General features: G+C 69.7%; 20 protein-coding genes and 1 pseudogene. 10 read left to right on the top strand and 11 right to left on the bottom strand.

Annotated elements, in window-relative coordinates; all coding sequences use genetic code 11:
* Window positions 1-221 precede the first annotated feature (221 nt).
* The gene (locus tag AB0D93_RS10450; RefSeq protein ID WP_362116182.1) at window positions 222-452 is read left to right on the top strand and encodes a hypothetical protein; all 231 of its coding nucleotides are present in this window, start codon (window positions 222-224) and stop codon (window positions 450-452) included.
* On the opposite strand, the pseudogene AB0D93_RS10445 reads toward AB0D93_RS10450, so the two are convergent.
* Window positions 403-1,011 (bottom strand): annotated as a pseudogene (locus AB0D93_RS10445) (MFS transporter). The gene AB0D93_RS10450 and the pseudogene AB0D93_RS10445 sit on opposite strands and share 50 nt — an antisense overlap.
* Before the next feature lie 305 nt (window positions 1,012-1,316).
* Between AB0D93_RS10445 and AB0D93_RS10440 the strand changes: the two are divergent.
* On the top strand, window positions 1,317-3,482 hold the full coding sequence (locus tag AB0D93_RS10440) for a putative Ig domain-containing protein (RefSeq protein WP_362116179.1): 2,166 nt from the start codon (window positions 1,317-1,319) through the stop codon (window positions 3,480-3,482).
* A 230-nt stretch (window positions 3,483-3,712) separates the two neighbouring features.
* Here AB0D93_RS10440 and AB0D93_RS10435 read toward each other — a convergent pair whose 3' ends face one another.
* Window positions 3,713-4,237 carry a hypothetical protein gene (locus tag AB0D93_RS10435; protein ID WP_362116176.1) on the bottom strand — a complete coding sequence of 175 codons (525 nt, stop codon included), beginning with the start codon at window positions 4,235-4,237 and terminating at the stop codon, window positions 3,713-3,715.
* Window positions 4,238-4,775: 538 nt separating this feature from the next.
* Here AB0D93_RS10435 and AB0D93_RS10430 point away from each other — a divergent pair.
* A complete protein-coding gene (locus tag AB0D93_RS10430) occupies window positions 4,776-7,106 on the top strand; it encodes a molybdopterin cofactor-binding domain-containing protein (protein ID WP_362116173.1) in 2,331 nt (776 codons plus the stop codon).
* 8 nt (window positions 7,107-7,114) lie between these two features.
* The gene (locus AB0D93_RS10425; RefSeq protein WP_362116170.1) at window positions 7,115-7,591 is read left to right on the top strand and encodes a (2Fe-2S)-binding protein; all 477 of its coding nucleotides are present in this window, start codon (window positions 7,115-7,117) and stop codon (window positions 7,589-7,591) included.
* A 225-nt stretch (window positions 7,592-7,816) separates the two neighbouring features.
* Here AB0D93_RS10425 and AB0D93_RS10420 read toward each other — a convergent pair whose 3' ends face one another.
* The 3 genes from AB0D93_RS10420 to AB0D93_RS10410 all read right to left on the bottom strand — a co-directional run bounded on the left by AB0D93_RS10420 (window position 7,817) and on the right by AB0D93_RS10410 (window position 10,776).
* Window positions 7,817-8,389, bottom strand: a complete 573-nt coding sequence (locus AB0D93_RS10420; RefSeq protein WP_362116167.1) for a hypothetical protein — start codon at window positions 8,387-8,389, stop codon at window positions 7,817-7,819.
* 141 nt (window positions 8,390-8,530) lie between these two features.
* Window positions 8,531-9,205: a LysM peptidoglycan-binding domain-containing protein gene (locus AB0D93_RS10415; RefSeq protein ID WP_362116164.1), complete on the bottom strand. Its 675-nt coding sequence runs from the start codon at window positions 9,203-9,205 to the stop codon at window positions 8,531-8,533.
* Between the two features lie 347 nt (window positions 9,206-9,552).
* Window positions 9,553-10,776, bottom strand: a complete 1,224-nt coding sequence (locus tag AB0D93_RS10410) for a saccharopine dehydrogenase C-terminal domain-containing protein (protein WP_362116161.1) — start codon at window positions 10,774-10,776, stop codon at window positions 9,553-9,555.
* A gap of 139 nt (window positions 10,777-10,915) precedes the next feature.
* Here AB0D93_RS10410 and AB0D93_RS10405 point away from each other — a divergent pair, with 139 nt between their 5' ends.
* A complete protein-coding gene (locus tag AB0D93_RS10405) occupies window positions 10,916-11,623 on the top strand; it encodes a TetR/AcrR family transcriptional regulator (protein WP_362116158.1) in 708 nt (235 codons plus the stop codon).
* A 548-nt stretch (window positions 11,624-12,171) separates the two neighbouring features.
* Here AB0D93_RS10405 and AB0D93_RS10400 read toward each other — a convergent pair.
* Window positions 12,172-12,393 (bottom strand): helix-turn-helix transcriptional regulator, encoded by a 222-nt coding sequence (locus tag AB0D93_RS10400; protein ID WP_362116156.1) that lies wholly within the window; start codon window positions 12,391-12,393, stop codon window positions 12,172-12,174.
* Complete coding sequence (locus tag AB0D93_RS10395) at window positions 12,393-12,884, bottom strand: DUF2975 domain-containing protein (protein ID WP_362116153.1); 492 nt, start codon at window positions 12,882-12,884, stop codon at window positions 12,393-12,395. The genes AB0D93_RS10400 and AB0D93_RS10395 overlap by 1 nt, the downstream gene beginning before the upstream one ends.
* Before the next feature lie 269 nt (window positions 12,885-13,153).
* Here AB0D93_RS10395 and AB0D93_RS10390 point away from each other — a divergent pair, with 269 nt between their 5' ends.
* From AB0D93_RS10390 to AB0D93_RS10380, 3 genes are all read left to right on the top strand, one after another.
* Window positions 13,154-13,945 (top strand): maleylpyruvate isomerase family mycothiol-dependent enzyme, encoded by a 792-nt coding sequence (locus AB0D93_RS10390; protein WP_362116150.1) that lies wholly within the window; start codon window positions 13,154-13,156, stop codon window positions 13,943-13,945.
* A gap of 191 nt (window positions 13,946-14,136) precedes the next feature.
* Window positions 14,137-15,177, top strand: a complete 1,041-nt coding sequence (locus tag AB0D93_RS10385; RefSeq protein WP_362116147.1) for a vWA domain-containing protein — start codon at window positions 14,137-14,139, stop codon at window positions 15,175-15,177.
* A gap of 261 nt (window positions 15,178-15,438) precedes the next feature.
* Window positions 15,439-16,311, top strand: a complete 873-nt coding sequence (locus AB0D93_RS10380) for an AraC family transcriptional regulator (protein ID WP_362116144.1) — start codon at window positions 15,439-15,441, stop codon at window positions 16,309-16,311.
* 339 nt (window positions 16,312-16,650) lie between these two features.
* On the opposite strand, the gene AB0D93_RS10375 is transcribed toward AB0D93_RS10380, so the two are convergent.
* Complete coding sequence (locus AB0D93_RS10375) at window positions 16,651-17,079, bottom strand: hypothetical protein (protein ID WP_362116141.1); 429 nt, start codon at window positions 17,077-17,079, stop codon at window positions 16,651-16,653.
* Between the two features lie 167 nt (window positions 17,080-17,246).
* Between AB0D93_RS10375 and AB0D93_RS10370 the strand changes: the two genes are divergently transcribed.
* Both AB0D93_RS10370 and AB0D93_RS10365 read left to right on the top strand, forming a co-directional pair.
* A complete protein-coding gene (locus AB0D93_RS10370) occupies window positions 17,247-17,783 on the top strand; it encodes a DinB family protein (RefSeq protein WP_362116138.1) in 537 nt (178 codons plus the stop codon).
* Window positions 17,784-17,891: 108 nt separating this feature from the next.
* Window positions 17,892-18,428 carry a GNAT family protein gene (locus tag AB0D93_RS10365; RefSeq protein ID WP_362116135.1) on the top strand — a complete coding sequence of 179 codons (537 nt, stop codon included), beginning with the start codon at window positions 17,892-17,894 and terminating at the stop codon, window positions 18,426-18,428.
* A 68-nt stretch (window positions 18,429-18,496) separates the two neighbouring features.
* On the opposite strand, the gene AB0D93_RS10360 is transcribed toward AB0D93_RS10365, so the two are convergent.
* The 3 genes from AB0D93_RS10360 to AB0D93_RS10350 all read right to left on the bottom strand — a co-directional run bounded on the left by AB0D93_RS10360 (window position 18,497) and on the right by AB0D93_RS10350 (window position 20,514).
* The gene (locus tag AB0D93_RS10360; RefSeq protein WP_362116132.1) at window positions 18,497-19,432 is read right to left on the bottom strand and encodes a LysR family transcriptional regulator; all 936 of its coding nucleotides are present in this window, start codon (window positions 19,430-19,432) and stop codon (window positions 18,497-18,499) included.
* 473 nt (window positions 19,433-19,905) lie between these two features.
* The gene (locus AB0D93_RS10355; RefSeq protein WP_362116129.1) at window positions 19,906-20,061 is read right to left on the bottom strand and encodes a hypothetical protein; all 156 of its coding nucleotides are present in this window, start codon (window positions 20,059-20,061) and stop codon (window positions 19,906-19,908) included.
* A 273-nt stretch (window positions 20,062-20,334) separates the two neighbouring features.
* Window positions 20,335-20,514 (bottom strand): hypothetical protein, encoded by a 180-nt coding sequence (locus AB0D93_RS10350; RefSeq protein WP_362116126.1) that lies wholly within the window; start codon window positions 20,512-20,514, stop codon window positions 20,335-20,337.
* Window positions 20,515-20,523: the final 9 nt, after the last annotated feature.

Raw genomic sequence — 20,523 nt, 5'->3', positions numbered from 1 at the left:
CGGCAACGACCGGTTGTGCCAACGGACTTGACGTCATCGCGTGATCGAAGAAACACGTCACAATCGAACACACCTGTCGGGAAGGCATTGCCGCCGATCCTCCACATCCTCGCGGCCCCACCCTCGGATGGAAGGCAACCACCATGTCCCCCCACAGCTCGCTCCTGACCTCCTCGTCGACGGGCACAGGCACAGGCACCGGCTCCTCGCGCGGAGCAGTCGTGACCTCGACGGGCTTGATGCACCGCTCCCATCCGTGGCTCGGCCACCTGGTGACGGACTCCGCGACCGGACGCCGAGGCATCCTCCGCGCCATCGCCCCGGAGGACACGGGGCCGGCACCGGTCGCCTGGCTGGCCCCGCGGCGAGGCGGCATCGAATGGACGACCGCGCCCGAGAACCTCACCGATCCCACTCCGATCGTGCCGACCGGCCACGAACAGCGCGCCTGAGGGGCCGGCTGGACAGTTCACTCCGATGATCGGCCGGCCCGGCGCCGCGCAGGCCGAAGGCGGAGACCGCCCCGCCCAGCAGCACCATGACCACCGGGACGACGAGCGCGGTGCGGTACGAGTCCAACACCGCGCCCGGTGAGCCATCGGCGCCGACCGCGACGATCCCCTACACCGCGGTCACCGCGGAGATCCCGACCGCCGAGCCGAACTGAGTGAACGTGTACAGCAGCCCGCCGGCCAAGCCCTGCTCCTCCTTGGCCACGCTGTCGGTCGCCGCGATGGCGAGCGGGCCGTAGGGGAGGGCGAACGCCGCGCCGGCGACGAACCGGGCCACGACCAGCATCCAGCCGTCGACCGCGAAACCGCCCAGCGTGGAGAACACGAGGAAGACGCCCAGCCAGGTCAGGAACATCCGCCGCCTCTCCAGCAGATCGGCGGCGCGACGAGCAACAGGGTCCGGGCTCGTCCACGCCCGCCCGTCGAACCATCCGTTCCGGAGCCCCCACCATCGCCATGGCCGCCGCGACCGTAACGAGCGACAAGCGACCAAGGCCACACCTTTGGGCTCGGTTGACCTCGAGGCGGCGAGGAATCGGGGGGCGTCTTTCTGCCGGTCGTCCCTACCGGTGGGGACGAGGGTGTCGTCAACCTCGGCACTGCCTCTTGCCGAGTGTCATGTACAGGTCCACACTCCGGCTTGCGAACACGCGTGCACCTTGCGCGAACGTCCTTCACCCCCACCGCCGGGCGACCCCCGGCCGACTGAAGGGATGTTCAGTGTCACGCTCCACACCGGGCCCAAGTCGCCCTGCCGCCTCAACCAGTGCAACCAGTCGTCGACGAGGAAGAACGACGCTCCTCATGGGCACCCTGGCCGCGGCGATGGCGTTCGCTGCCCCAGCCTTCGCGACCCCATCGCTTCCCACCAGTGCCTTGACGGCCTCCCACGCCACCGCACCGACCCTCTCCGAGGTCAGCAGCGACCCGTACTCCGACTCGCAGGCCCAGCACGCCACCGAGGTCGAGCCGGACACCTACAGCTTCGGCGGCACCGTCGTCGCCGCCTTCCAGGTCGGCCGGGTCTCCGGCGGCGGTGCCTCCAACATCGGGTGGGCCACCTCCACAGACAAGGGGCAGAGCTGGACCCACGGCTTCCTGCCCGACTCCACCGCGAACACCGGCGGCCCGTACTCCGCCGCCAGCGACGCGTCCGTGGCCTACGACGCCAAGGACGGCGTCTGGATGGTGTCCTGGCTGGGCATCCGTTCCGGAAACAGCGTCGACGTCGACGTCAGTCGCTCCATAGACGGCGGCCACACCTGGAGCGCCCCGACCACTCTCTCCACCGGCACCTTCGACGACAAGAACTGGACGGCCTGCGACAACCACCCCTCCAGTCCGTATTACGGCCGCTGCTACACCGAATACGACGACGCCAACGCCGGCGACGCCGAACACATGAAGACCTCGACCGACGGTGGTGCGACCTGGGGCACCCAGCAGAGTCCCGCCGACCGCCCCAGCGGGCTCGGCGGGCAGCCCGTCGTGCAGCCCAACGGCACCGTCGTCGTACCGTTCTCTTCCGCCAGTGAGGACAGCGAACGGGCATTCGTCTCCACCAACGGCGGCACCAGTTGGGGCTCCAGCGTCCAGATTGCCACGGTCTCGCACCACCCGGTCGCCGGTCTGGAGGACGACGCCGCCGACATGTCGCGGCTGGACACCCTGCGGGAAGGGCCTCTCCCGTCCGCGGAGATCGATGCCGCCGGGCGTGTCTACGTGGTGTGGTCCGACTGCCGCTTCCGCACCAACTGCACCAGCAACGACATCATCATGTCGACCTCCACGAACGGCACCTCGTGGAGTTCACCGGCCCGCGTGCCCATCGACGCGGCCAACAGCTCCGCCGACCATTTCGTGCCCGGCATCGGCGTGGACCCCAGCAGTTCCGGTAGCACCGCCCGCGTGGGGCTGACGTACTACTACTATCCGAACGCCTCCTGCACGGACGCCACCTGTCAGCTCGACGCGGGCTACGTCTCCTCCGCCGACGGCGGCGCCACGTGGACGACCCCGGCCCAGCTCGCCGGGCCCATGACCCTGTCCTGGCTGCCGAACACCACACAGGGCCGCATGTTCGGCGACTACATATCCACGTCCGTGTTGTCCGGCGGCAACGCCGTCGCCGTCATCCCGGTCGCCCACGCACCCGGCGGCAGCACGTTCGACGTGGCCATGTACGCGCCGACCGGTGGCCTGCCGATCGGCGGCGGCCAGCCCGGCGGCAACACCGTCACCGTGAGCAGCCCCGGCGACCAGACCGGCACCGTCGGCACCCCGGCAAGCCTGCAGATCAAGGCGACCGACTCCTCCTCGGCCGCCAAAATCACCTACAGCGCGACCGGACTGCCGCCCGGCCTGTCCATCGCCGCCGGCACCGGCCTGATCTCCGGAACGCCCAGCACCGCCGGCGCGTACCACGTGACCGCCACCGCCACCGACGACACGAGCGCCACCGGCTCCACCACGTTCACCTGGACGGTCGGCCCGGCGGGCGGCGGGACCTGCACCAGCACCGGCCAGAAGCTCGGCAACCCTGGCTTCGAGTCCGGCAACACCGTGTGGTCCGCCGGCTCGGGCATCATCGGGCAGTACAACTCCCAGGGCGAGCCCCCGCACAGCGGTACGTGGAACGCGTGGCTGGACGGCTACGGAACCACCCACACCGACACGCTCTCGCAGTCCGTGGCGATCCCAACCGGCTGCAAGGCCACTCTGAGCTTCTACCTGCACATCGACACCGGAGAGACGACGAGTTCCACCGCGTACGACACGCTCACCGTCAAGGCCGGCGGCAGCAGCCTGGCGACGTACTCCAATCTCGACGCGGCCACCGGCTACAGCCAGAAGACGCTCGACGTCTCCGCCCTCGCCGGACAGTCCGTCACCATCACCTTCACCGGCGTCGAGGACCGCTCCCTTCAGACCTCGTTCGTCGTCGACGACACCGCCCTCACTCTCAGCTGACTTCCGCCGAAGGTCTCGCGGGTCCGGCCGGCACGCCAAAGCCCGGCTGATCCCCGCCGCTCACGGCGGCGAGGGCATCAGCGCTTCCTGCGGCATCGGCCTCCGCACCACAGCACCTCCGCCAGGGAGGGCCGTACTCAGGCACACAGGATGGGGGACAATGGCCGCGGCTGGAGTCCCCGGCCCGATTCCGGCGGGCCGGGGCTCCATGTCGTGCGGCGCCTTCCGGGCTACTCCCAGCCACCCCAGTCATGGCCGTGGCCGACGACGCGGAAACTGCCGACCACGCCGTTCTTGACCTTGACGTCGCCGTCGTGGCTGCGACCGTCCAGGCCGTAGCTGGAGCTGTGCGGTCCGACGGTGGCGAGGGGAGCACCGTTGTCGCACACCACCCCCCGGAAGACCTCGACGGTCTTGTCGCTGTCGTTGCGGACGTTCAGGCTCCGGGCCCCGAACCCACTGATCACGGTGATGCAGTCGCCCGGGTCGCTGGAGTACGACCGCTCGTTGACCTGGATCCGGCCGTTGTAACCATCGGACCAGCCGAAATCGCCGTCACCCTCGTGGCCCTTGCCGTTGTTGTTCGAGTTGTTGTTGGCGTTGTTGTCGGTACCCGTTCCGCCACCGATGGGCGCGGCAGCGGCCGGCGCCGCCTCGGATGCGGGGGCGGCCATGGCGTAGGTGAGGCCGCTCGCGGCGAGTGCGGCAACGGCCGACACGCCGGCGGTGACCATGGTGGAGCGAGCAAGCTTCATGTCGCTTCTCCTGCTCTGTCTCAAGAGGTGTCGGCCCGTCAGCCGACTCCTGATCAAACGTATCGTCAGTCATCAAATCGGTCATATCGTCATATTCGCAGTGGACGCCAATCGGGGCATACTCGTCCCCGGCCGTCACTCCGCGCCGCCGTCAACCAACCATCGCGAAAGGCAGATTGACGTCCCATTAGTCTTTTTGGATGATCTGCTGACGGACCCTCACCCCCGTCGCCAGCGTGTCGTTACGTGCGTGATGCCGCGAGCGCTGATAGCGACCCCGGCGCGGGCGTCTGAACTCGGTCCCCGACACGAACGCCCCGTGAAAGGTGGGGGTCGCCTGTGCACGAGACATGGCGGTTCGATGGACGGCGCGTGAGACCTTCGGCCAGGTTGCCGTTGGGGGCGGGTGCGGTGCCGCACAGGTCTTGCCGGTGATCGCGACGAGGGAGATCCTCAAGCGGGTACGGGGGCCGGAAGCATCACAAGGAGCCGTGGTGAAAGCGGTCAGGGCGCGTCGCCGGGAGGACAGTTGACGGACATGGAGACCCCCTCTGCGCGACGGGAGCAACTACCCGCGGCGGCCGGGCTGGGGCGGCGGAGGTTCCTCGGCTATGTGCTGGCCGCCTCGATGCTGACCGTGGCCGCCGAACTCGGTGAGGCGGTGCTGGCGCCGGACGAGGCTGCGGCCGTCGTCCCGTCCGTGCCGGGGCCGGCGGAGATCTACGACCTCAACGACATGCTCACCCATGCGACGCTGCCGACGGCCAACCTGATCACGATCCGGATCGACGCCGACGGTACCGCCTCCTTCGCGCTGCCCCGGGCAGAGGTGGGGCAGGGCATCACGACGTCCAGCGCCATGCTGATCGCCGAGGAACTCGACCTGCCGCTGGAGCGGATCCGGGTCACGCTGGCGGACGCGCGGCCGGAGCTGCTGTTCAACCAGCTCACCGGCGGCTCCAACACCACGATATCGACCTTCACACCGATCCGTGTCGCCGCCGCCGTGGCCCGCGGCCGGCTGCTGAAGGCCGCCTCCCTGGAACTCGGCGAGGCCCTGGACACCCTGTCGGCGAAGGCCGGTGTCATCACCTCCTCCGCCACCGGCCGCAGTCTCTCCTACGGTGAACTGGCGGAGAAGGCAGCCGCGGTGACGACCGGCCAGGTCTCGGTGGAGCTCAAGGAGGCGGCGGAGTTCAAGGTCATCGGCACCGCTCAGGGACGTGTCGACGCGATCGAAGCGGTGACCGGACGCAAGAAGTTCGCCATGGACCTGCACGTCCCCGACGCCCTGCCGACGATGGTGTGCCGGCCGCCCACCATCAACGGCACCGTGCGCTCGGTGGACAACCTCGCCGAGGTGCGGGCCATGCCGGGCATCACCGACGTCGTGACCGTCTCCACCGGGGTCGCCGTGCGCGGCCGTACCTTCGGCCAGTGCATCGACGCCGTGCGCGCGCTGAAGGTCTCCTGGGGGCCGGGAAGTGCCGAGGGCTCCTCCGACAGCACGATCCGCGACGAGCTGAGGAAGGCCGAACCGCCGCTCCCCGCACTGGACTTGCTCACCAAGTCGGTCGACGCCCGGTTCACCTTCCACTTCGCGAGCAACAGCGCGCTGGAGACCAACTGCGCCATCGCCGACGTGCGGCAGGACTCGGCCGAGATCTGGGGAAGCATGAAGTCCCCGATCACCGCCCAGGAGCAGATCGCGCTGAAGCTGGGGCTGCCCGTCGCGGCGGTGACGGTCCATGTCACCGAGGGCGGCGGCTCCTTCGGACGGAAGCTCTTCCACGACGCCGCCGCCGAGGCCGCCGAGGTCTCGAAGGCCATGGGCAAGCCGGTCAAGCTGATGTGGCACCGCACCGACGACTTCCGACAGGGCCGTACCCACCCGATGGCCACCTCGCGGGTGCGCGCCACCTACGCCCTCGGACAGGTGCTCACCTACGACCAGCGGCACACCTCCGTCGCCACCGACTTCGGCCACGGCGTCGGCGAGATCATCACCTCCGAGGCCGCACGGCTGCCGGTCGGCGACCTGACCTTCTCCGAGACGATCTTCGCCCTCAGCCAGCAGACGCCGTACGACTTCGGCGTCGTCACCCAGTTGCTCAGCGAGACCGCCCAGGGCTTCAACACCGGCTCCATGCGCAACATCTACTCGCCCAACGTGCGCTGTGCGCAGGAGCTGGTCGTGGACGAGCTGGCCGGGCGGATGGGCAAGGACCCCTATCGGTTCCGGCGCGAGTTCGTGAAGGACGAGCGCATGCGGGCCGTCCTCGACAAGGTGGCCGACGTCGGGCAGTGGGGCCGGAGCATGCCCGCCGGCACGGCGCAGGGCATCGCGCTGCATCCCGAGTACCACGCCTGTGTCGCCGTCCTCGCCGAGATCGACTGCCGTCCGCAGACCACCGGCCGCAAGGTCCGTGACGCCTACACCGGTCCCCGTGTCACGAAGGTCGTGTGCGCCGTCGACGTGGGCCTGGCGGTCAACCCGCAGGGGCTCCAGGCACAGATGATGGGCGGCATCATGGACGGCATCGCGATCATCCTCAGCTCCGGCCTCCATCTCGACGACGGGCACTTCCTGGAAGGCAGTTGGGACAACTACTTCTACACCCGGCAATGGAACGCCCCGCCCGAGCTGGAGATCGTCGTCATGCCGCCGACCACCGGGCGGCCCGGCGGGGCCGGGGAACTGGCCGTGGCGGCTGCGGCGGCCGCCGTGGCCTGCGCCTACGGCCGCGCCACCGGCACCATGCCGACGAGCTTCCCGGTCAACCACGACGGACCGCTCGGCTTCGAGCCGCTGCCCACCACCCCGCCCGTCCCCGCGTCCCCGACCGACGGACTCAACCGCGCCTTCTAGGAGTTGCCGTGCCCGAACACACCTTCGTCCTCAACGGCAAGCGGGTGACCGTCGACATCGAGGACGACGTCCGGCTGCTGTGGGTGCTCAGAGACGTCCTCGGGGTCACCGGGCCGAAGTACGGCTGCGGCCTGGGCGTCTGCCAGGCCTGCACCAGCCACATCAACGGCAAGGCGTTCAATCCCTGTTCGGTGCCGGTCGGCGCGGTCGGGCCGGACGACGAGGTCACCACCATCGAGGGCCTGCCCGCCACCGTCGGCAAGGATCTGCACCCCATGCAGGAGGCCTGGCTGGAGCACGACGTGGCGCAGTGCGGTTACTGCCAGCCCGGCCAGATCATGACCGCCGTGGCCAAGGTCCGCCAGGCCCGCGAGGAGGGCCGGGAGATCACCGAGGCCGACCTCGACGAGATCCGCAACGTGTGCCGGTGCGGCACGTACCACCGCATCCGGGAGGCGATCGTGGCCGGCGCCAAGAAGTACTGAGGCGCCGTGCCGGACGCACCGGTGGCCGCGCGGCCCCTCACCCGGAGCGAGGGGTGGCGCGGGGCAGGCGTGGTGGAGGTGCCTGCGGCCCGCGTCGGTACGTTCGCCGTACCGACGTGACCGATCACGTGAGCGTGGATGGTCCTGGTCCTGCCGGGCTGATCGAGGATGCGCCGGGCCCTCGACGTGCTCGTCACCAACGCCGGGATCACCGGCAACGCTCGGTCAGCGCGCCGCGTGGCGCAGGCCGGTGACGAAGGCAGCGCCGTTCGGTGAGCCGACGCCCGTCATGGTGTCGTGGCCCTTGGCGGTGACCTGCTGGGTCTGGGCGTGCTCCTGGGAGTCGAAGACGTCGATACCGGTTCCGTCCTGAGCACCGCCGGCTGGGAGATGGGCGGCCCGGTCCTGCTGAGGCATCGATGAGCCGACCGGCAGGACATCGTGGAACGCCCGGGTACCGGCCAGCCGGTAGATGAGTGGGTTGATGAAGCCGAAGGCCGACTTCCGACCCTGTTGCGCGTCGGCGACCAGGCCGACGATCAGCGGACACGCCAGGCTGGTGCCGGCGTTCACCATGGTCCGGTACGGCCCCGGTCTGCCGTGACTCGTCGACGCGATGTATCCGGAGTTGGATTCGAGGGAGGCGCCGGGGTGGTGGCCGTCGCCCGTCAGCACGGCCAGTGCCGCGTCGAGCAGCGCCTGATCCTCGTCGCAACCTCTTCCGATCACCATCAGCTGGTCGGCGTCGGGGGCCATGGCGTAGACGGCCTCGGAGTCCATCTCCGCCTCGTCGTCCACAGCGGGCGACTGCGACCTGATCGCCCTCCGGTGGCGGTGGGTGCGTGAGCGTGAGTGCGTCACGCACGACAACGCGCGGTGGCGGCGGTCAAGTGCCGTCGCCACCGCGCGTCGCGGAAACCCCGGAGCGGTAATTCCCTGTCAGTAAGGGCCGTTCACGTTGTCGATGGACCCGTAGCGGTGGTAGGCGTAGTTGCAGGCGGCGGTGATGTTGGCGACGGGGTCGTAGATGTCGGACGAGGTGCCCGGCACGTGATACGCGGTGAAGGTGGGCTGGATCACCTGGAGCAGGCCGATGGAGGGGTGTCCGGCGGCGGCGTTGGAGTCCCAGAGGTTGATGGCCTTGGGGTTGCCGGAGGATTCCCGCATCACATTGCGGTGAATCCCGTCGTAGCTACCGGGGATGCCGTTCTTGGCCATGATCGCCAGGGAGTGCTTGATCCAGCCGTCCAGGTCGTTGGTGTAGGCCTGGCTGCCGGAGGTGGTCGCGGTGGACGCGGCCTTCGGGGCGGTTGCCTTCTTCTTCGCGGCGGCGGTCGATCCCTTGGGCAGGGTCAGGACCTGTCCTGGCTGGAGGGAGTAGGGGCTGGTCAGGTGGTTGACGGCCGCGATGGCGGGCCAGCCGCCGGGCACGTGCTGGGCGCGGGCGATGGACGCCAGGTGGTCGCCGCGCTGGACGGTGTAGGTGTTCGCGGCGGTGGCGGCCTGGGCCGTGCCCAGCGCGGCGGTGGAGACCAGGGTGGCGCCGACGGTGACGGCACCGGCGGCGATGAGTCGGCGTGCCCGGGAGGGGCGCTTGCGGGCGTGAAGGGGCATGGAGCGGTCCTCTTCCAGAATTTGCATGACCCGCAGTTGCCGGTTCCCTCGGCAAGCTGCACCACATTTCTTTGAGCGGTGCGCTGCGGCGCGCTCATTCTTAGGCCGCCGGGAATAAATCGACAATTCCCCCTATTACTAACCACCTTCGTTGCCTGATCGACTTCTGGCGTCGCGGAGTAAGGGAAATTGGGGAGGCAGGGGCGATTTAAAGCACTAAGGTGCATCGTAAGTGAATTAAGTCACCTGTCTCAACCGAAACGCCAGAATGTTTTAAATGACTGCGCATGGCGTGTTTGTGATTTACCTGAGCAAATCCGACATCCCGGATCAAACCAGCTCGGTATTCAGCTCTGGTCGCGCAGGCCCCACGGTGCGCCGTACTCGGTGAGCAGGTCGAGGAAGGGGCGCGGGGGCAGCGCTTCGGGGCCGAGGACGCCCTTGCCGGACCAGGCGCCGGTGGCCAGCAGTTCCAGAGCGACGACCGGGTTGAGTGCCGTCTGCCAGACAACGGCCTGCGAGCCGTACTCACGCATCGACCACTGGTTGTCGACCACGTGGTACAGGTACACCTCGCGCGGCACCCCGTCCTTGGTGCCCTTGACCCACGTGCCGGCGCAGGTCTTGCCCGTCATCCGCTCCCCCAGGCCGGCCGGGTCGGGCAGGCAGGCGGCGACGACGTCCCGCGGGGCCACCCGGGCCGGTCCGTCCTGCCCCGGCACGGTGACCCTGGTGGTCGAGTCCAGCCCCAGTGCGTGGAGGGTCTTCAGTTTGCCGATGAAGTCGTCGCCCAGTCCGTACTTGAACGTGACGCGGCGCGCATCCACCCAGCGGGGAATCAGCAGCACCTCTTCGTGTTCGACATTGACGCACTCCACCCGGCCGATGCCCTCGGGAAAGTCGAAGATCTCGGGCTCGCTGAACGGGGCGGTGGTGAACCAGCCGCGGCCCTTCTCATAGACGACCGGTGGGTTGAGACACTCCTCGATGGTGGTCCAGATACTGAAGGACGGTGCGAAGTCGTAGCCCTCGACCGTCAGGTTGGCGCCGTCCCTCACGCCGATCTCCTCGATGTCGTCGAAGAGTTCGTCGGCCGCGTACCGGGCGAAGACGTCGGACAGACCCGGCTCGACGCCCATGCCGACCAGCGCCAGCCGGCCGGCCTCCTCCCAGCGCCGGGCCAGTGCGAACTGTTCGTCCCCGAGCTTCACACCGCACTCCTCGTACGGGCGCGAGCCGTGCGGCGCGGACAGCGACATCGCCATGTCCAGGTACTGGGCACCGGCCTCCAGCGCCGCACGGAAGAGTGGCATCACGAACCTGGGGTCGGTGGCGTTCAGCAGTACGTCGCATCGCTCGTCGACGAGCTTTTGGCGGACCGCCTCCTGGTCCGCGGCGTCCAGCCTGTGGGCGCTGAACCGGGCGCCCTGCTCCCCGAGCGCCGCGACCGCGGCTTCGGCACGAGCGAGGTCGTAGTCGGCGACGACCATGTGGGTGAGGAACTCGCGACGGGCCGCGATCCGGGTCACGGCCGTCCCGACGCCGCCCGCGCCCACCAGAAGTACACGCATGACACACTCCGTTCCGCCCTGAGGCCGGCGCCTCGGGGCAGGCTCGATGCAACGGGACCGCGACGGCTAAGGTCAATCCCGTTGGCATAAGGTGGGGCGCGACAACGACTGGCGGCCATCGACGGAGGAGGCGAACGGCATGGCGAAGCAAGTGGTGCCCGAGGCGGCACGTCGGCGACGGCGGCCCACGCGAGGCGGCACCGTGCTGTCCGAGGAGATCATCGTGCAGACCGCGCTGCGCGTCCTTCGCGAGCACGGCAGCACCGGCCTGACGGCGCGGCGTCTCGGCATGGCGCTGGGCGCCGATCCGAGCACCTTGTACCGCTACTTCGCCGGGATGGACGAACTGGCCCGGGCCATCGGGGACGAGCTGATGGGGCGGGCTCTCGACGGCTGGGCGGCCACCGGCGACTGGCGTACGGACCTGCGCGCCCTGGGGCAGGCCATCTACGCCTCCTACCTCGCCCACCCGCAGGCCGCCGTCCTCACCGCCAGCCGGGTCACCGGCAGGCCCCGCGAGATCGCGGTGGACGAGGCCATCCTCGGCATCCTGCGCGACACCGGACTGCCCGACCCGGTGGCGGTCCGCATCTACCACACGTTCATCGACCAGAGCCTCGCCTTCGCCGCACTCGACGCCGGGGCCCTCGCACTGGCGGACGACGCCCGCGCGGGAGACGAGGAGCGGTGGTGCACCACCTATGCCCAGCTGCCCGCCCAGTCGCATCCCAACATCGCCGCCACCGCGCAGCTGCTCGCCCGGCGGATGCCGCACAGCGCCTATCCCGCCGCTTTGGAGATGCTGCTGGAGCACACCGCCGCGCAGCTGACCCGGATCCGGCCGTAACGCTTACGCCCCGGTGCGCCCGCCGAGGCACCGGGGCGACCGCGGGTCAGCCGGCGGGGACCAGGTGGAACATCACGCTCTCCGCGGGGACGCTGATGGGATGCTGGCCCACGAGGCGCCAGGCCCTGGCAGCTCCGCGCAGGTCGCACCGCCGACCGCCACGGCGTGCAGCTGACCGTCGCCCCCGCGCGCTGGTCGGCCGGCGCCCCACCGCCCGGCCCAACGCGTCGCCGTCGTTGCGACCCGGCAGCCGCCGCACCGGCAGTCCCGGAGCGCCTCTGCGTACGATCTGATCCGTTGCCGGGCGGCGGGGCGCCGATGATCCACTCCCCCACCGCCGGCAGCAAGGTCGCTCCGGCCGGCACCGCGCACGGGGCCGGAGCACGCACGCCGACCGGAGCGTGCCGTACGCCGCGCGGCCCGCGAGGGCCGGGGGCCTCGGCCGGACGCGCCGGCAGTCCCGGGATCTCCTGAAGCACGGCCCCGCGACGCTCGCGGAGTTGGTCAAAGGCAAGCGGGGTCGGGGATGACGCGTCGGCGGGCACGGTTCATTCGCCCGCGGTGACCTCGGCCTCCCAGCGCAGCAGGTCGCCCGGCTGGCACTCGAGCACCTCGCAGAGCGCGGCGAGCGTCGCGAAGCGCACCGCCTTGGCGCGGCCGTTCTTGAGCACCGCCAGGTTGGCGGGCGTGATGCCTACGCGGTCCGCGAGCTCGCCCACGGACATCTTCCGCCTGGCCAGCATCACGTCGATGTCGACGGCGATCGGCATCAGATCACCTCGTCCAACTCGGCCTGCATCTGCGCCGCTTCGACGTCGCGCGCGACGGCCTGGGCGAGCAGCATCCGCAGCACGAGCACGATGAGCGCGACGCCCAGGATGGCCACGCCGATCCCGCCCATGATGAGGGTGACGCCCGGGTCGTCCCGCTGGCCCGGCGCATTGAGGACCGTGACCGCGAACCACATGAGGGCAGCCGCCACGATCGCGCCGATCACGCCGTCCACGTACCGGAAGGCGGCGTGGGAGAACACGGTGCCGCGTCGCACCATCGTCACCAGCCGCCATACGCAGACCAGGGCGATCTGGGCCGACAGCATCCCCAGGATCGTGACCACGCGCAGCGGGGTCAGCGGGAGCGACCCGTCCTCCGGGTCGTTGCCGGTGGCCAACGCCCACACCATTCCTGCCTGTACGAACACGGTGCCGGCGAGCACCACCACGAGCACGGCGCGCAGCGCACTCACTGCCAGCTTTCCCATCGCCCGTCCTTCCATCGAGTAACGATGAGAATCTATCGACTTTCGATAGATGAAGCAAGGGTATGGGTCTCGCAGCCGTGGGCGAGGGGGTGGCGCGCAGCGGCCACAGAGGCCCACGTGTCGAACAACCTCGGGGGCGCGCAGGGACTTGTCGCGCGCCCCCGAGTCTGGTTGGGTACGAGCGCCGCAGGCACGTCGGGCGTGTCTGGCGCGTAGGGACTGGAGCGGGCAACGTGCACACGACGGCAGGGCAGGAAGGCGCGTGGCCCTTGCCCGACGGGCTGGAACAGGCGATCCGGGGCACCGCCGAGGAGATCGCCACGCTGGTGCGGAGCGCGAGCGACACGGCGCTCGCCGTGCCGGGATCGGAGTGGACCGTCGGTGAGGCCGCCGCCCACCTGGCTCTGGCCAACGAGCTGATGGCCGACCTGGCCGCCGGACGCGAGCGCCCCTACGGCGACGGAACGCCGCAGAGCCTGGCCGGGGCCAACGCCAAGTCCCTCGCCGTCTTCGCGGAGCGCCGGGCGGAACCTCTCGCGACGATGATCATCAAGCAGGCCGAGACGTTCCTGCACGCCCTCTCGCTCCCCGCGGCCGACGGTCCGGCACCGGCCACACCCTTGGGGCTGATGAACCGGTCCGTTCTCGCGTCGTACCTGCTCACGCACATGCTCGGCCATGGATATGACCTGGCTCGCGCCCTGAAGCGGCCGCACATGGTCGATCGGGCGCGGGTGGGCTTGTGCATGCCGTTCATGCGCTCGGTCATGCCGCGAGTCGCGAATCCCGCAGCCACGGCCGGCCTCACGGCCCGTTACCGGATCAGGCTGCGCGGGGGCGAGACGTTCAGCGTGTCTCTCGCCGACGGCGTCGTACAGGTGACACCGGGTGAACCACCCCAGCGCGCGGACTGCACCATCATGCTCGATCCCGTCACCTTCCTCCTCATCGCACTGGGCCGGCTCAATCCCTGGCGTGCCATGGCCCAGGGGCAGATCCTCGCGTGGGGCCCCAGGCCGTGGCTCGCCCCTCGTTTCCCCACCCTGTTCACCGCGCCCTGAACCGGCACCCCCACTGACGGCACCTCAACACTCGGACCGTTCGCCGCTGCCGCCGCACAGGGCTCCGGATCAGGGAGCGCACGCGCCCCCACGGTCGGCCGTGGGCTCCCCATCCAGGCCGGCAGTCAAGATCGATTGTCAGTGGTGCGTGAGACGGTAGGAGCATCGAGTCGGAACGAGGGGGAGCTTCCATGTCCGGAAACCAGAACTACATCAATCACGTCGCTCTCGTGCTGGATGCCAGTTCGTCCATGTCGCATCTGAGCCGCAAGGTGGTCGACGTGGCCGACCAGCAGATTGCCTATCTCGCCCGCCGGTCGCAGGAACTGGAGCAGGAAACCCGCGTCACGGTGTACGTCTTCGCGGACAAGGTGGAGTGCGTCATTTACGACAAGGACGTGCTGCGGATGCCGTCACTGAAGCACCTGTACCGTGTCGGTGGAATGACGGCGCTGCTGGCGGCCACGCTGAAGTCACAGCGGGAACTGGCGCAGACGGCTCAACTCTACGGCGACCACAGCTTCCTGACGTTCGTCCTCACCGACGGGCAGGAGAACGCGAGCCACCGCTGCCCGGGCGCACCTGCCGACGATCCGCGTGAACTGTCCCAGGCGGTGGCCGAGTTGATCGGGACTCAGGAGGACAACTGGACGCTGGCCGTACTCGTGCCGGACCAGATGGGCAAGCGCGAGGCCATGAGCTGCGGTTTCCCCAAGGACAACATCGCCATATGGGACGCCACGAGCACACAGGGGCTGGAGGAGGCCGGGCAGGTGATCCGGCAGGCCACCGAGAAGTTCATGGTGGGGCGCTCCAAAGGCATCCGGGGATCACGGGCGGTGTTCTCCACGGGTGCTGAGGCGGTCAACAAGGACACCATCAAGGCGGCCGGCCTCACGCCGGTGAATCCGTCGCAGTACGAGCTGATTCCGGTGGCCCGTGACGCGGCGATCCGGGACTGGGTCGTCGAATGCGGGCACACCTACCGTACCGGCGGTGCGTTCTACCAGCTGAGCAAGTCGGAGAAGATCCAGGCGCAGAAGCAGATCGCGGTGCTGGAGAAGAAGACGGACCGGGTGTACTCGGGACCCGAGGCCCGGGCCCTCCTCGGCCTGCCGGACGTGGAGGTCCGCATCAAGCCCGACCACAACGACGACTTCACGATCTTCGTGCAGAGCACGAGCGTCAACCGCAAGCTGGTCCCCAACACACGGCTGCTGCTCATGCTCTGACGCCCGAAGAACCACGGCAACGCCGTAGTCGTGGCCGAAGCACCCCCCTTACGACACCCTGCTCCCGCTGCGCAGACGGCATGCTGCTCTGCCGACGCAGGGGCGGAGGACCACGACACCCCATCACCTCGCTCCCCGGCCCGGCCCTCGGCCCCGGGCCCGGTGACCCTGCCGGACCCGACCTGAGCGGGCACAGGATGTCGGGTGCGGCAGGCTTGGTCCTTCCTACCGTGGGTGATCGAAAAGGGAAGGAGGCCGGGGTTGCTGGATCGGCTGAACCAGGCCATGGAGCACATCGAGGGACACCTCGACCAGCACATCGAGGTGTCCGCGCTGGCGCGGATCACAGTCACGTCGGAGTACCACTTCCGGCGGCTGTTATCCTCGCTGGCGGGGATGCCGCTGTCGGAGTACATCCGACGCCGGCGGCTCACCGTCGCGGGGTCCGCCGTGCTGGCCGGGGAGCCGGCCCTACTCGACATCGCGGTCCGCTACGGCTACAGCTCCGGGGAAGCGTTCGCCCGGGCGTTCCGTGCCATGCACGGCGTCGGCCCCGGTGAGGCCAGGCGTACCGGCGCGGCTCTGAACTCACAGCCTCGGCTGTCCTTCCGCCTCACCGTCGAAGGGAACAGCACCATGAGATACCGCATCGTGGAGAGGGAAGCATTCCGGGTCGTCGGCAAGAAGGCCCGCGTCCCGCTGATCCACCAGGGCGTCAACCCGCACATCGCCGAGCACGTCCGGAGCATCTCGCCGGAGACGATGCTGCGGATCGTCGGCCTCTCGGACCAGGACCCGGAAGGCGTGGTGTCGGCGACCGTGCGCCTGTCGGACGACTTCGACGAGGGCAGCGAACTCGACTATTACCACGCCGTGGTGACCACTGCCGTCGAACTGCCCGAGGACCTCGATGTGCTGGACTGCCCGGCGGGCACCTGGGCCGTGTTCGAGAACACCGGGCCGTTCCCGCAGGCGCTTCAGCAGATGTGGGGTGACGTGGCCGCCCAGTGGATCCCGTCCAACCCGTACGAGTACCGTCCCGGGCCCGAGATCCTGTGCACCCGCCCGTCGGAGGCCGACGCGACACAGTCTGACGCGCAGTTGTGGATCCCGGTGACCCGCACCACGGTCTGAGCCGGGCGCCAAGTGACGTTCCGGGGCCGAGGCGCCCGGCTCCGGAACGTGCGGATCGCCGGCTCGGCGAGCGGGCGGCACCGCCTCGGCGGACGCTCCGCGCTTGAGCAGCGCGGTCAGGGCGTGGCGACGTCACGGGTGAGAACAGACCGGGCCGCGGTAACCGGTATCTCACCAAGGGAGCGACCGCTCGCACGGCGAACCGGTTCGCCTGCCGGGGCCGCTTTCGCGGGCCCCGGCAGGCGTGCTGACAGTCCCGGACGGTGCTGCGGTGAACTGCGCCACCGCCCGCTCCCGGTAGGCGTACTCAGTCGCCGCGCCCTCCGGGCGCAGGCCCGCTCACAGAACGGCGACGGTCGCCTCACGGGCGTAGCTGAACCCGTCGCTGTCGAAGTAGAAGACGGTGACCTTGATCTTGTCCCCCTTGACGAAGTACGTCCCCGTCGCGGGGCGCATGTTCACCTGGGTCGTGTGACTGTCGGCGTCGCAGATGAGCTTGTCCCTCTTGATGGTGCCGGCGGCGTTGCCCTCGCGATGGCTGCCCGTGTCCAGCGTCCTGGCGTTGGCCACGAGCTCGTGGTCCAGGCCAGGGTCGCAGGAGTAGGTGACCTTCACCTGTACGTCCGGCTTGTGGAACGAGACCCCGTCGATGCTCAGCACATTGGCCTTCGCCTCGGCCAAGGGAGCGGCCGCGAGGACTCCCGCACCGGCCATCAGGGCAGCGACCACGGTGCCGGCAAGACGTCGTCGGGTACTGGTCGTCTTCATCGGTTCTCTTCCTTCCCCCCTGCGCAGCCACCCCTGGTCTGAGGCATGGAGAAATCTCCAAGGAGGCGGGTGACCACAACAGTTGATCAACTTTCACTGTGAGATGTCATAGTCGGGGGCGACGTTCCACCTCTGCGTGACCGGGGATTCGGGGATCATGGGTGGCCATGACCGAAAACATCAGCGACACCACTGCGGACAATGAGGTCAGGGCGCTTCTCAGGGCCTTGGACGGCCAGCGGCGCCACGTCCTCGGCATCCTGGACGGGCTCGACGCGGAGGCTCTACGTAGGCCCGTGCTGCCATCCGGATGGCACTGCCTCGGTCTGGTCCAGCACCTCGCTCTGGATGTGGAGCGGTTCTGGTTCCGCGCGGTCGTCGCCGGGGACGAGGAGGTCGTCGAAGGCCTGACGAACGGCGACGAAGCCTGGCAGGTGGCACCGGAAGTGCCCGCCATCGACGTGCTCAACCGATACCGCCAGGAAACAGAGCTCGCCGACGCCGTCATCACCAGCACTCCTGCCGACGCCGCCCTGGCCTGGTGGCCCCACGGTCTGTTCGGCGAGCCGCACCTGCACACCCTGCGCGACGTCCTGCTGCACGTCATCACGGAGACCGCATGCCACGCCGGCCACCTCGACGCGGCCCGCGAACTCATCGACGGCCGCCGCTGGCTGGTGCTCACCTCGATGTGGCGCACCTGAACCAGCCCGGCATCGGACAGGCTGATGTCCGTGTGGAAGAGTCAGGCGCCGTTGCCCACCGGCCATACGAGGTCGAACCGTGTGGTCGAGAGGATCAGGAGTCGTTCCATGTCCGATGAGATCACACTGCGCCCGGTGACCGCCGACGATCTCGACCTGTTCGAGCGCGAGTTCAGCGGACCGGAGGGGACCGGCCAGTACCAGTGGTTCGGCTTCGGTTCGCCGGCCGGGCTGCGCCGGGAGTTCGCGGAGACCGGCCTGCTCAGCCCCGACGGCGGCGTGCTCGCCGTCGCGGAGGCGGGCCGGACCGTGGGCCGGGTCGAGTGGTTCGCCAGCGCCTGGGGGCGGCCCTCCACCTCCACCTGCTGGACCCTGGCGATCGGCCTGGTGCCGTCCGCGCACGGCCGTGGCATAGGCACCCAGGCCCAGCGACTGCTGGCCGAGTACCTCTTCGAGCACACCAGGGCCGAACGGCTCCAGGCCTGGACGGACTGCGCCAACGTCGCCGAGCAGCGTGCGCTGGAGAAGGCGGGGTTCCTCAGGGAGGGGGTGCTGCGCTCGGCCCAGTGGCGCGGCGGCCAGTGGCACGATCAGGTGATCTATTCCATGCTCCGCGCAGACCGCTCCGGCGGCGAACTGGTGTGAGCCTGCGTGCACCGTTCTGGCGATCATCCGTCGATCCGATCACGGTGCTCGAAGATCACTGGCGGCGTTCAGCGCGGAATGACCCAGCCCGGCGTCCAGGTCCCGGCGGCGTCGTGGCCGGCCGCCGTGGCGGCGAGGTGGGCGCGCAGGGTGGCCAGCGCCGGGTGGGGGTTGTCGCGGTGCCAGAGGAGGGAGTGCGGGTAGACGGGCGTCGGGTCGGTCACCGGGATGCGGCGCAGACCGTGGCCGGCGGGCCAGACGAGGCGGGTCTGCTCGCCCATGAAGGTGGCCAGGGCCGGGGTGTCGGCGACGGTGTCGAGGAGCGCGTCGGAACCGAAGTTCGGGCCGGTCGCCTCGATGGTGAGGCCGAACTCCGCGACGAGGTCGTCGTAGTAGGCGGCCCACTCGGTACCGGGCACGATGCCGGGCATCCAGATGCGGTGCCCGGCGAGCTGCGTGACGGTCACCGACCGGGCGCCCGCCAGCGCATGGGCGGGGCCGGTGAGGAGCTGGAGCGGCTCGTCGAGCACCCGGACCGATTCGATGTCCTCGGGGAGGGGCCGGCCGGGCGCGGCGACGGCGCGGAAGGACGCGTCGATCGCACCGGACCGGATGGCGGCGACGGCCGTCTCGACGTCGAACAGCATCACCACGTCGAGGTCGATCTCGGGGTGCGCGCGGTGGAAGCCGCGCATCAGGCCCGACGGCGCGACGCGCGAGGCGATCACGTCGACGCGCAGTGGACGCCGGCCGGTACGCACGGACGCTGCCGCGCGTTCGGCGACGCGCAGCAGTTCGCGTGCGTGGGGCAGGAACGCCTGCCCGTCGATGGTGAGCTCGGCGCCGCGTGCGGTACGGGTGAACAGCCGCACGCCGAGGTTGCGCTCCAGCGCGGCGATGCGCTTCGAGACGGCCTGCTGGGTGATGGCCAGCTCGGCGGCGGCTTCCTGGAACTGCCCCGCGTCGGCGACGGCGACGAACGTCCGGACGGTGTCGAGGTCCATGCCGCCACCCTATGGGCCTTCGACCACGCTCGAACTGCACGGCGGGTTCAGGCCGGCCCCGACGGTGTCGACGCGTGCCGATGGGCCGGTCAGGCGAGGAGGTCTGTGACCGGGGCACGGCTGAGCCCGGCTTTCTGAACCCGGGCACGCTGCAGTGGACTCGGCGCCCACGGGCTGACCGCGGTGGGCTGCCGGGCGCGTTGAAGGCGCCGGCACGCGCGGGGCGCGTACTGCATGCCGCTTCCCCGGTTGGGAGCCACCTGCGCCTGGCTGCGTCCTGCCGTTGTGCAGGCTGCCGGTATCGCACCTCCAGGACGCCGGAGGGTGCTGGCGGATCTGCGCCGCCGTGTCGCTTCTGCACGGTGGTGATCACCGCGACGAGTCTGGCGTCTCGCCGTCCTTGGCCCGAGGACCAACGCCACACGCCCCCGCCCGGGACCCTCGGACGCCTCGACGGCGCAGGGGACCGCCGCTCACGCACCGGTCCGGGCGGGGACCAGCAGGCGGTGGAAGTCGGAGCGGCCCTCGGTCCGGTGCGCGGCCAGCAGTGCCAGCGCGCGTGGCGTCTCGCCGTTCTCGAAGGCCGTCACGATGGCGTCGTGCTCGCCGAGGATCGCCTCGGCCCGCACGGCCCTGATGGGCGACGCCGTCTTCCACCGAGGCGGCCTCGCCTTGGGCCCAGCAGCTCGTTGCCGACCCCGACCTGCGCACCGAGAGCCTCACCCGGCTCCCCGACAACATGCGCACCATCGGCTTCGCCCATGGCACCCCGCTCACCGGAGCCGGCCTGGACAGCTTCCACCGGTTCCTGGCCGGACTGACACCCGGCACCTGAGCAGCGGGCCGATCGGTACCGGTCGCCAGGCGGCGAGCGGCTTCGGGGAGTGACCGGCTCCGGATTCTCACGGATGCGATCGGCCGCGCCCGCGGCGGGCCGCCCCGATCTGTTCCATGCCATCCGCCTGGCGATCGTAGCGATCGGCCGCGTACAGGCGCGCCATGGTGGACACGTGCTGGAAGGCGTGATCCGGCAGCGCCGACGCGCGCGGATCGTCGTCCAGCCACTGCCGGCAAAGCGGCACCTCATGCCA

Origin of the sequence: Streptomyces sp. NPDC048191 (genome assembly GCF_040652655.1) — a bacterium.
Taxonomy (GTDB): domain Bacteria; phylum Actinomycetota; class Actinomycetes; order Streptomycetales; family Streptomycetaceae; genus Streptomyces.
The sequence above is the reverse complement of the archived record's forward strand: the minus strand, read 5'-3'. Positions and strand labels throughout refer to the sequence as shown.

Bases quoted from the DNA above. Each gene is read 5' to 3' on its own strand.
- AB0D93_RS10440 (WP_362116179.1), top strand. From the start codon at position 1,317: ATGGGCACCCTGGCCGCGGCGATGGCGTTCGCTGCCCCAGCCTTCGCG.
- AB0D93_RS10435 (WP_362116176.1), bottom strand. From the start codon at position 4,237: ATGAAGCTTGCTCGCTCCACCATGGTCACCGCCGGCGTGTCGGCCGTT.
- AB0D93_RS10430 (WP_362116173.1), top strand. From the start codon at position 4,776: ATGGAGACCCCCTCTGCGCGACGGGAGCAACTACCCGCGGCGGCCGGG.
- AB0D93_RS10415 (WP_362116164.1), bottom strand. From the start codon at position 9,205: ATGCCCCTTCACGCCCGCAAGCGCCCCTCCCGGGCACGCCGACTCATC.
- AB0D93_RS10410 (WP_362116161.1), bottom strand. From the start codon at position 10,776: ATGCGTGTACTTCTGGTGGGCGCGGGCGGCGTCGGGACGGCCGTGACC.
- AB0D93_RS10405 (WP_362116158.1), top strand. From the start codon at position 10,916: ATGGCGAAGCAAGTGGTGCCCGAGGCGGCACGTCGGCGACGGCGGCCC.
- AB0D93_RS10400 (WP_362116156.1), bottom strand. From the start codon at position 12,393: ATGCCGATCGCCGTCGACATCGACGTGATGCTGGCCAGGCGGAAGATG.
- AB0D93_RS10395 (WP_362116153.1), bottom strand. From the start codon at position 12,884: ATGGGAAAGCTGGCAGTGAGTGCGCTGCGCGCCGTGCTCGTGGTGGTG.
- AB0D93_RS10385 (WP_362116147.1), top strand. From the start codon at position 14,137: ATGTCCGGAAACCAGAACTACATCAATCACGTCGCTCTCGTGCTGGAT.
- AB0D93_RS10375 (WP_362116141.1), bottom strand. From the start codon at position 17,079: ATGAAGACGACCAGTACCCGACGACGTCTTGCCGGCACCGTGGTCGCT.
- AB0D93_RS10370 (WP_362116138.1), top strand. From the start codon at position 17,247: ATGACCGAAAACATCAGCGACACCACTGCGGACAATGAGGTCAGGGCG.
- AB0D93_RS10365 (WP_362116135.1), top strand. From the start codon at position 17,892: ATGTCCGATGAGATCACACTGCGCCCGGTGACCGCCGACGATCTCGAC.
- AB0D93_RS10360 (WP_362116132.1), bottom strand. From the start codon at position 19,432: ATGGACCTCGACACCGTCCGGACGTTCGTCGCCGTCGCCGACGCGGGG.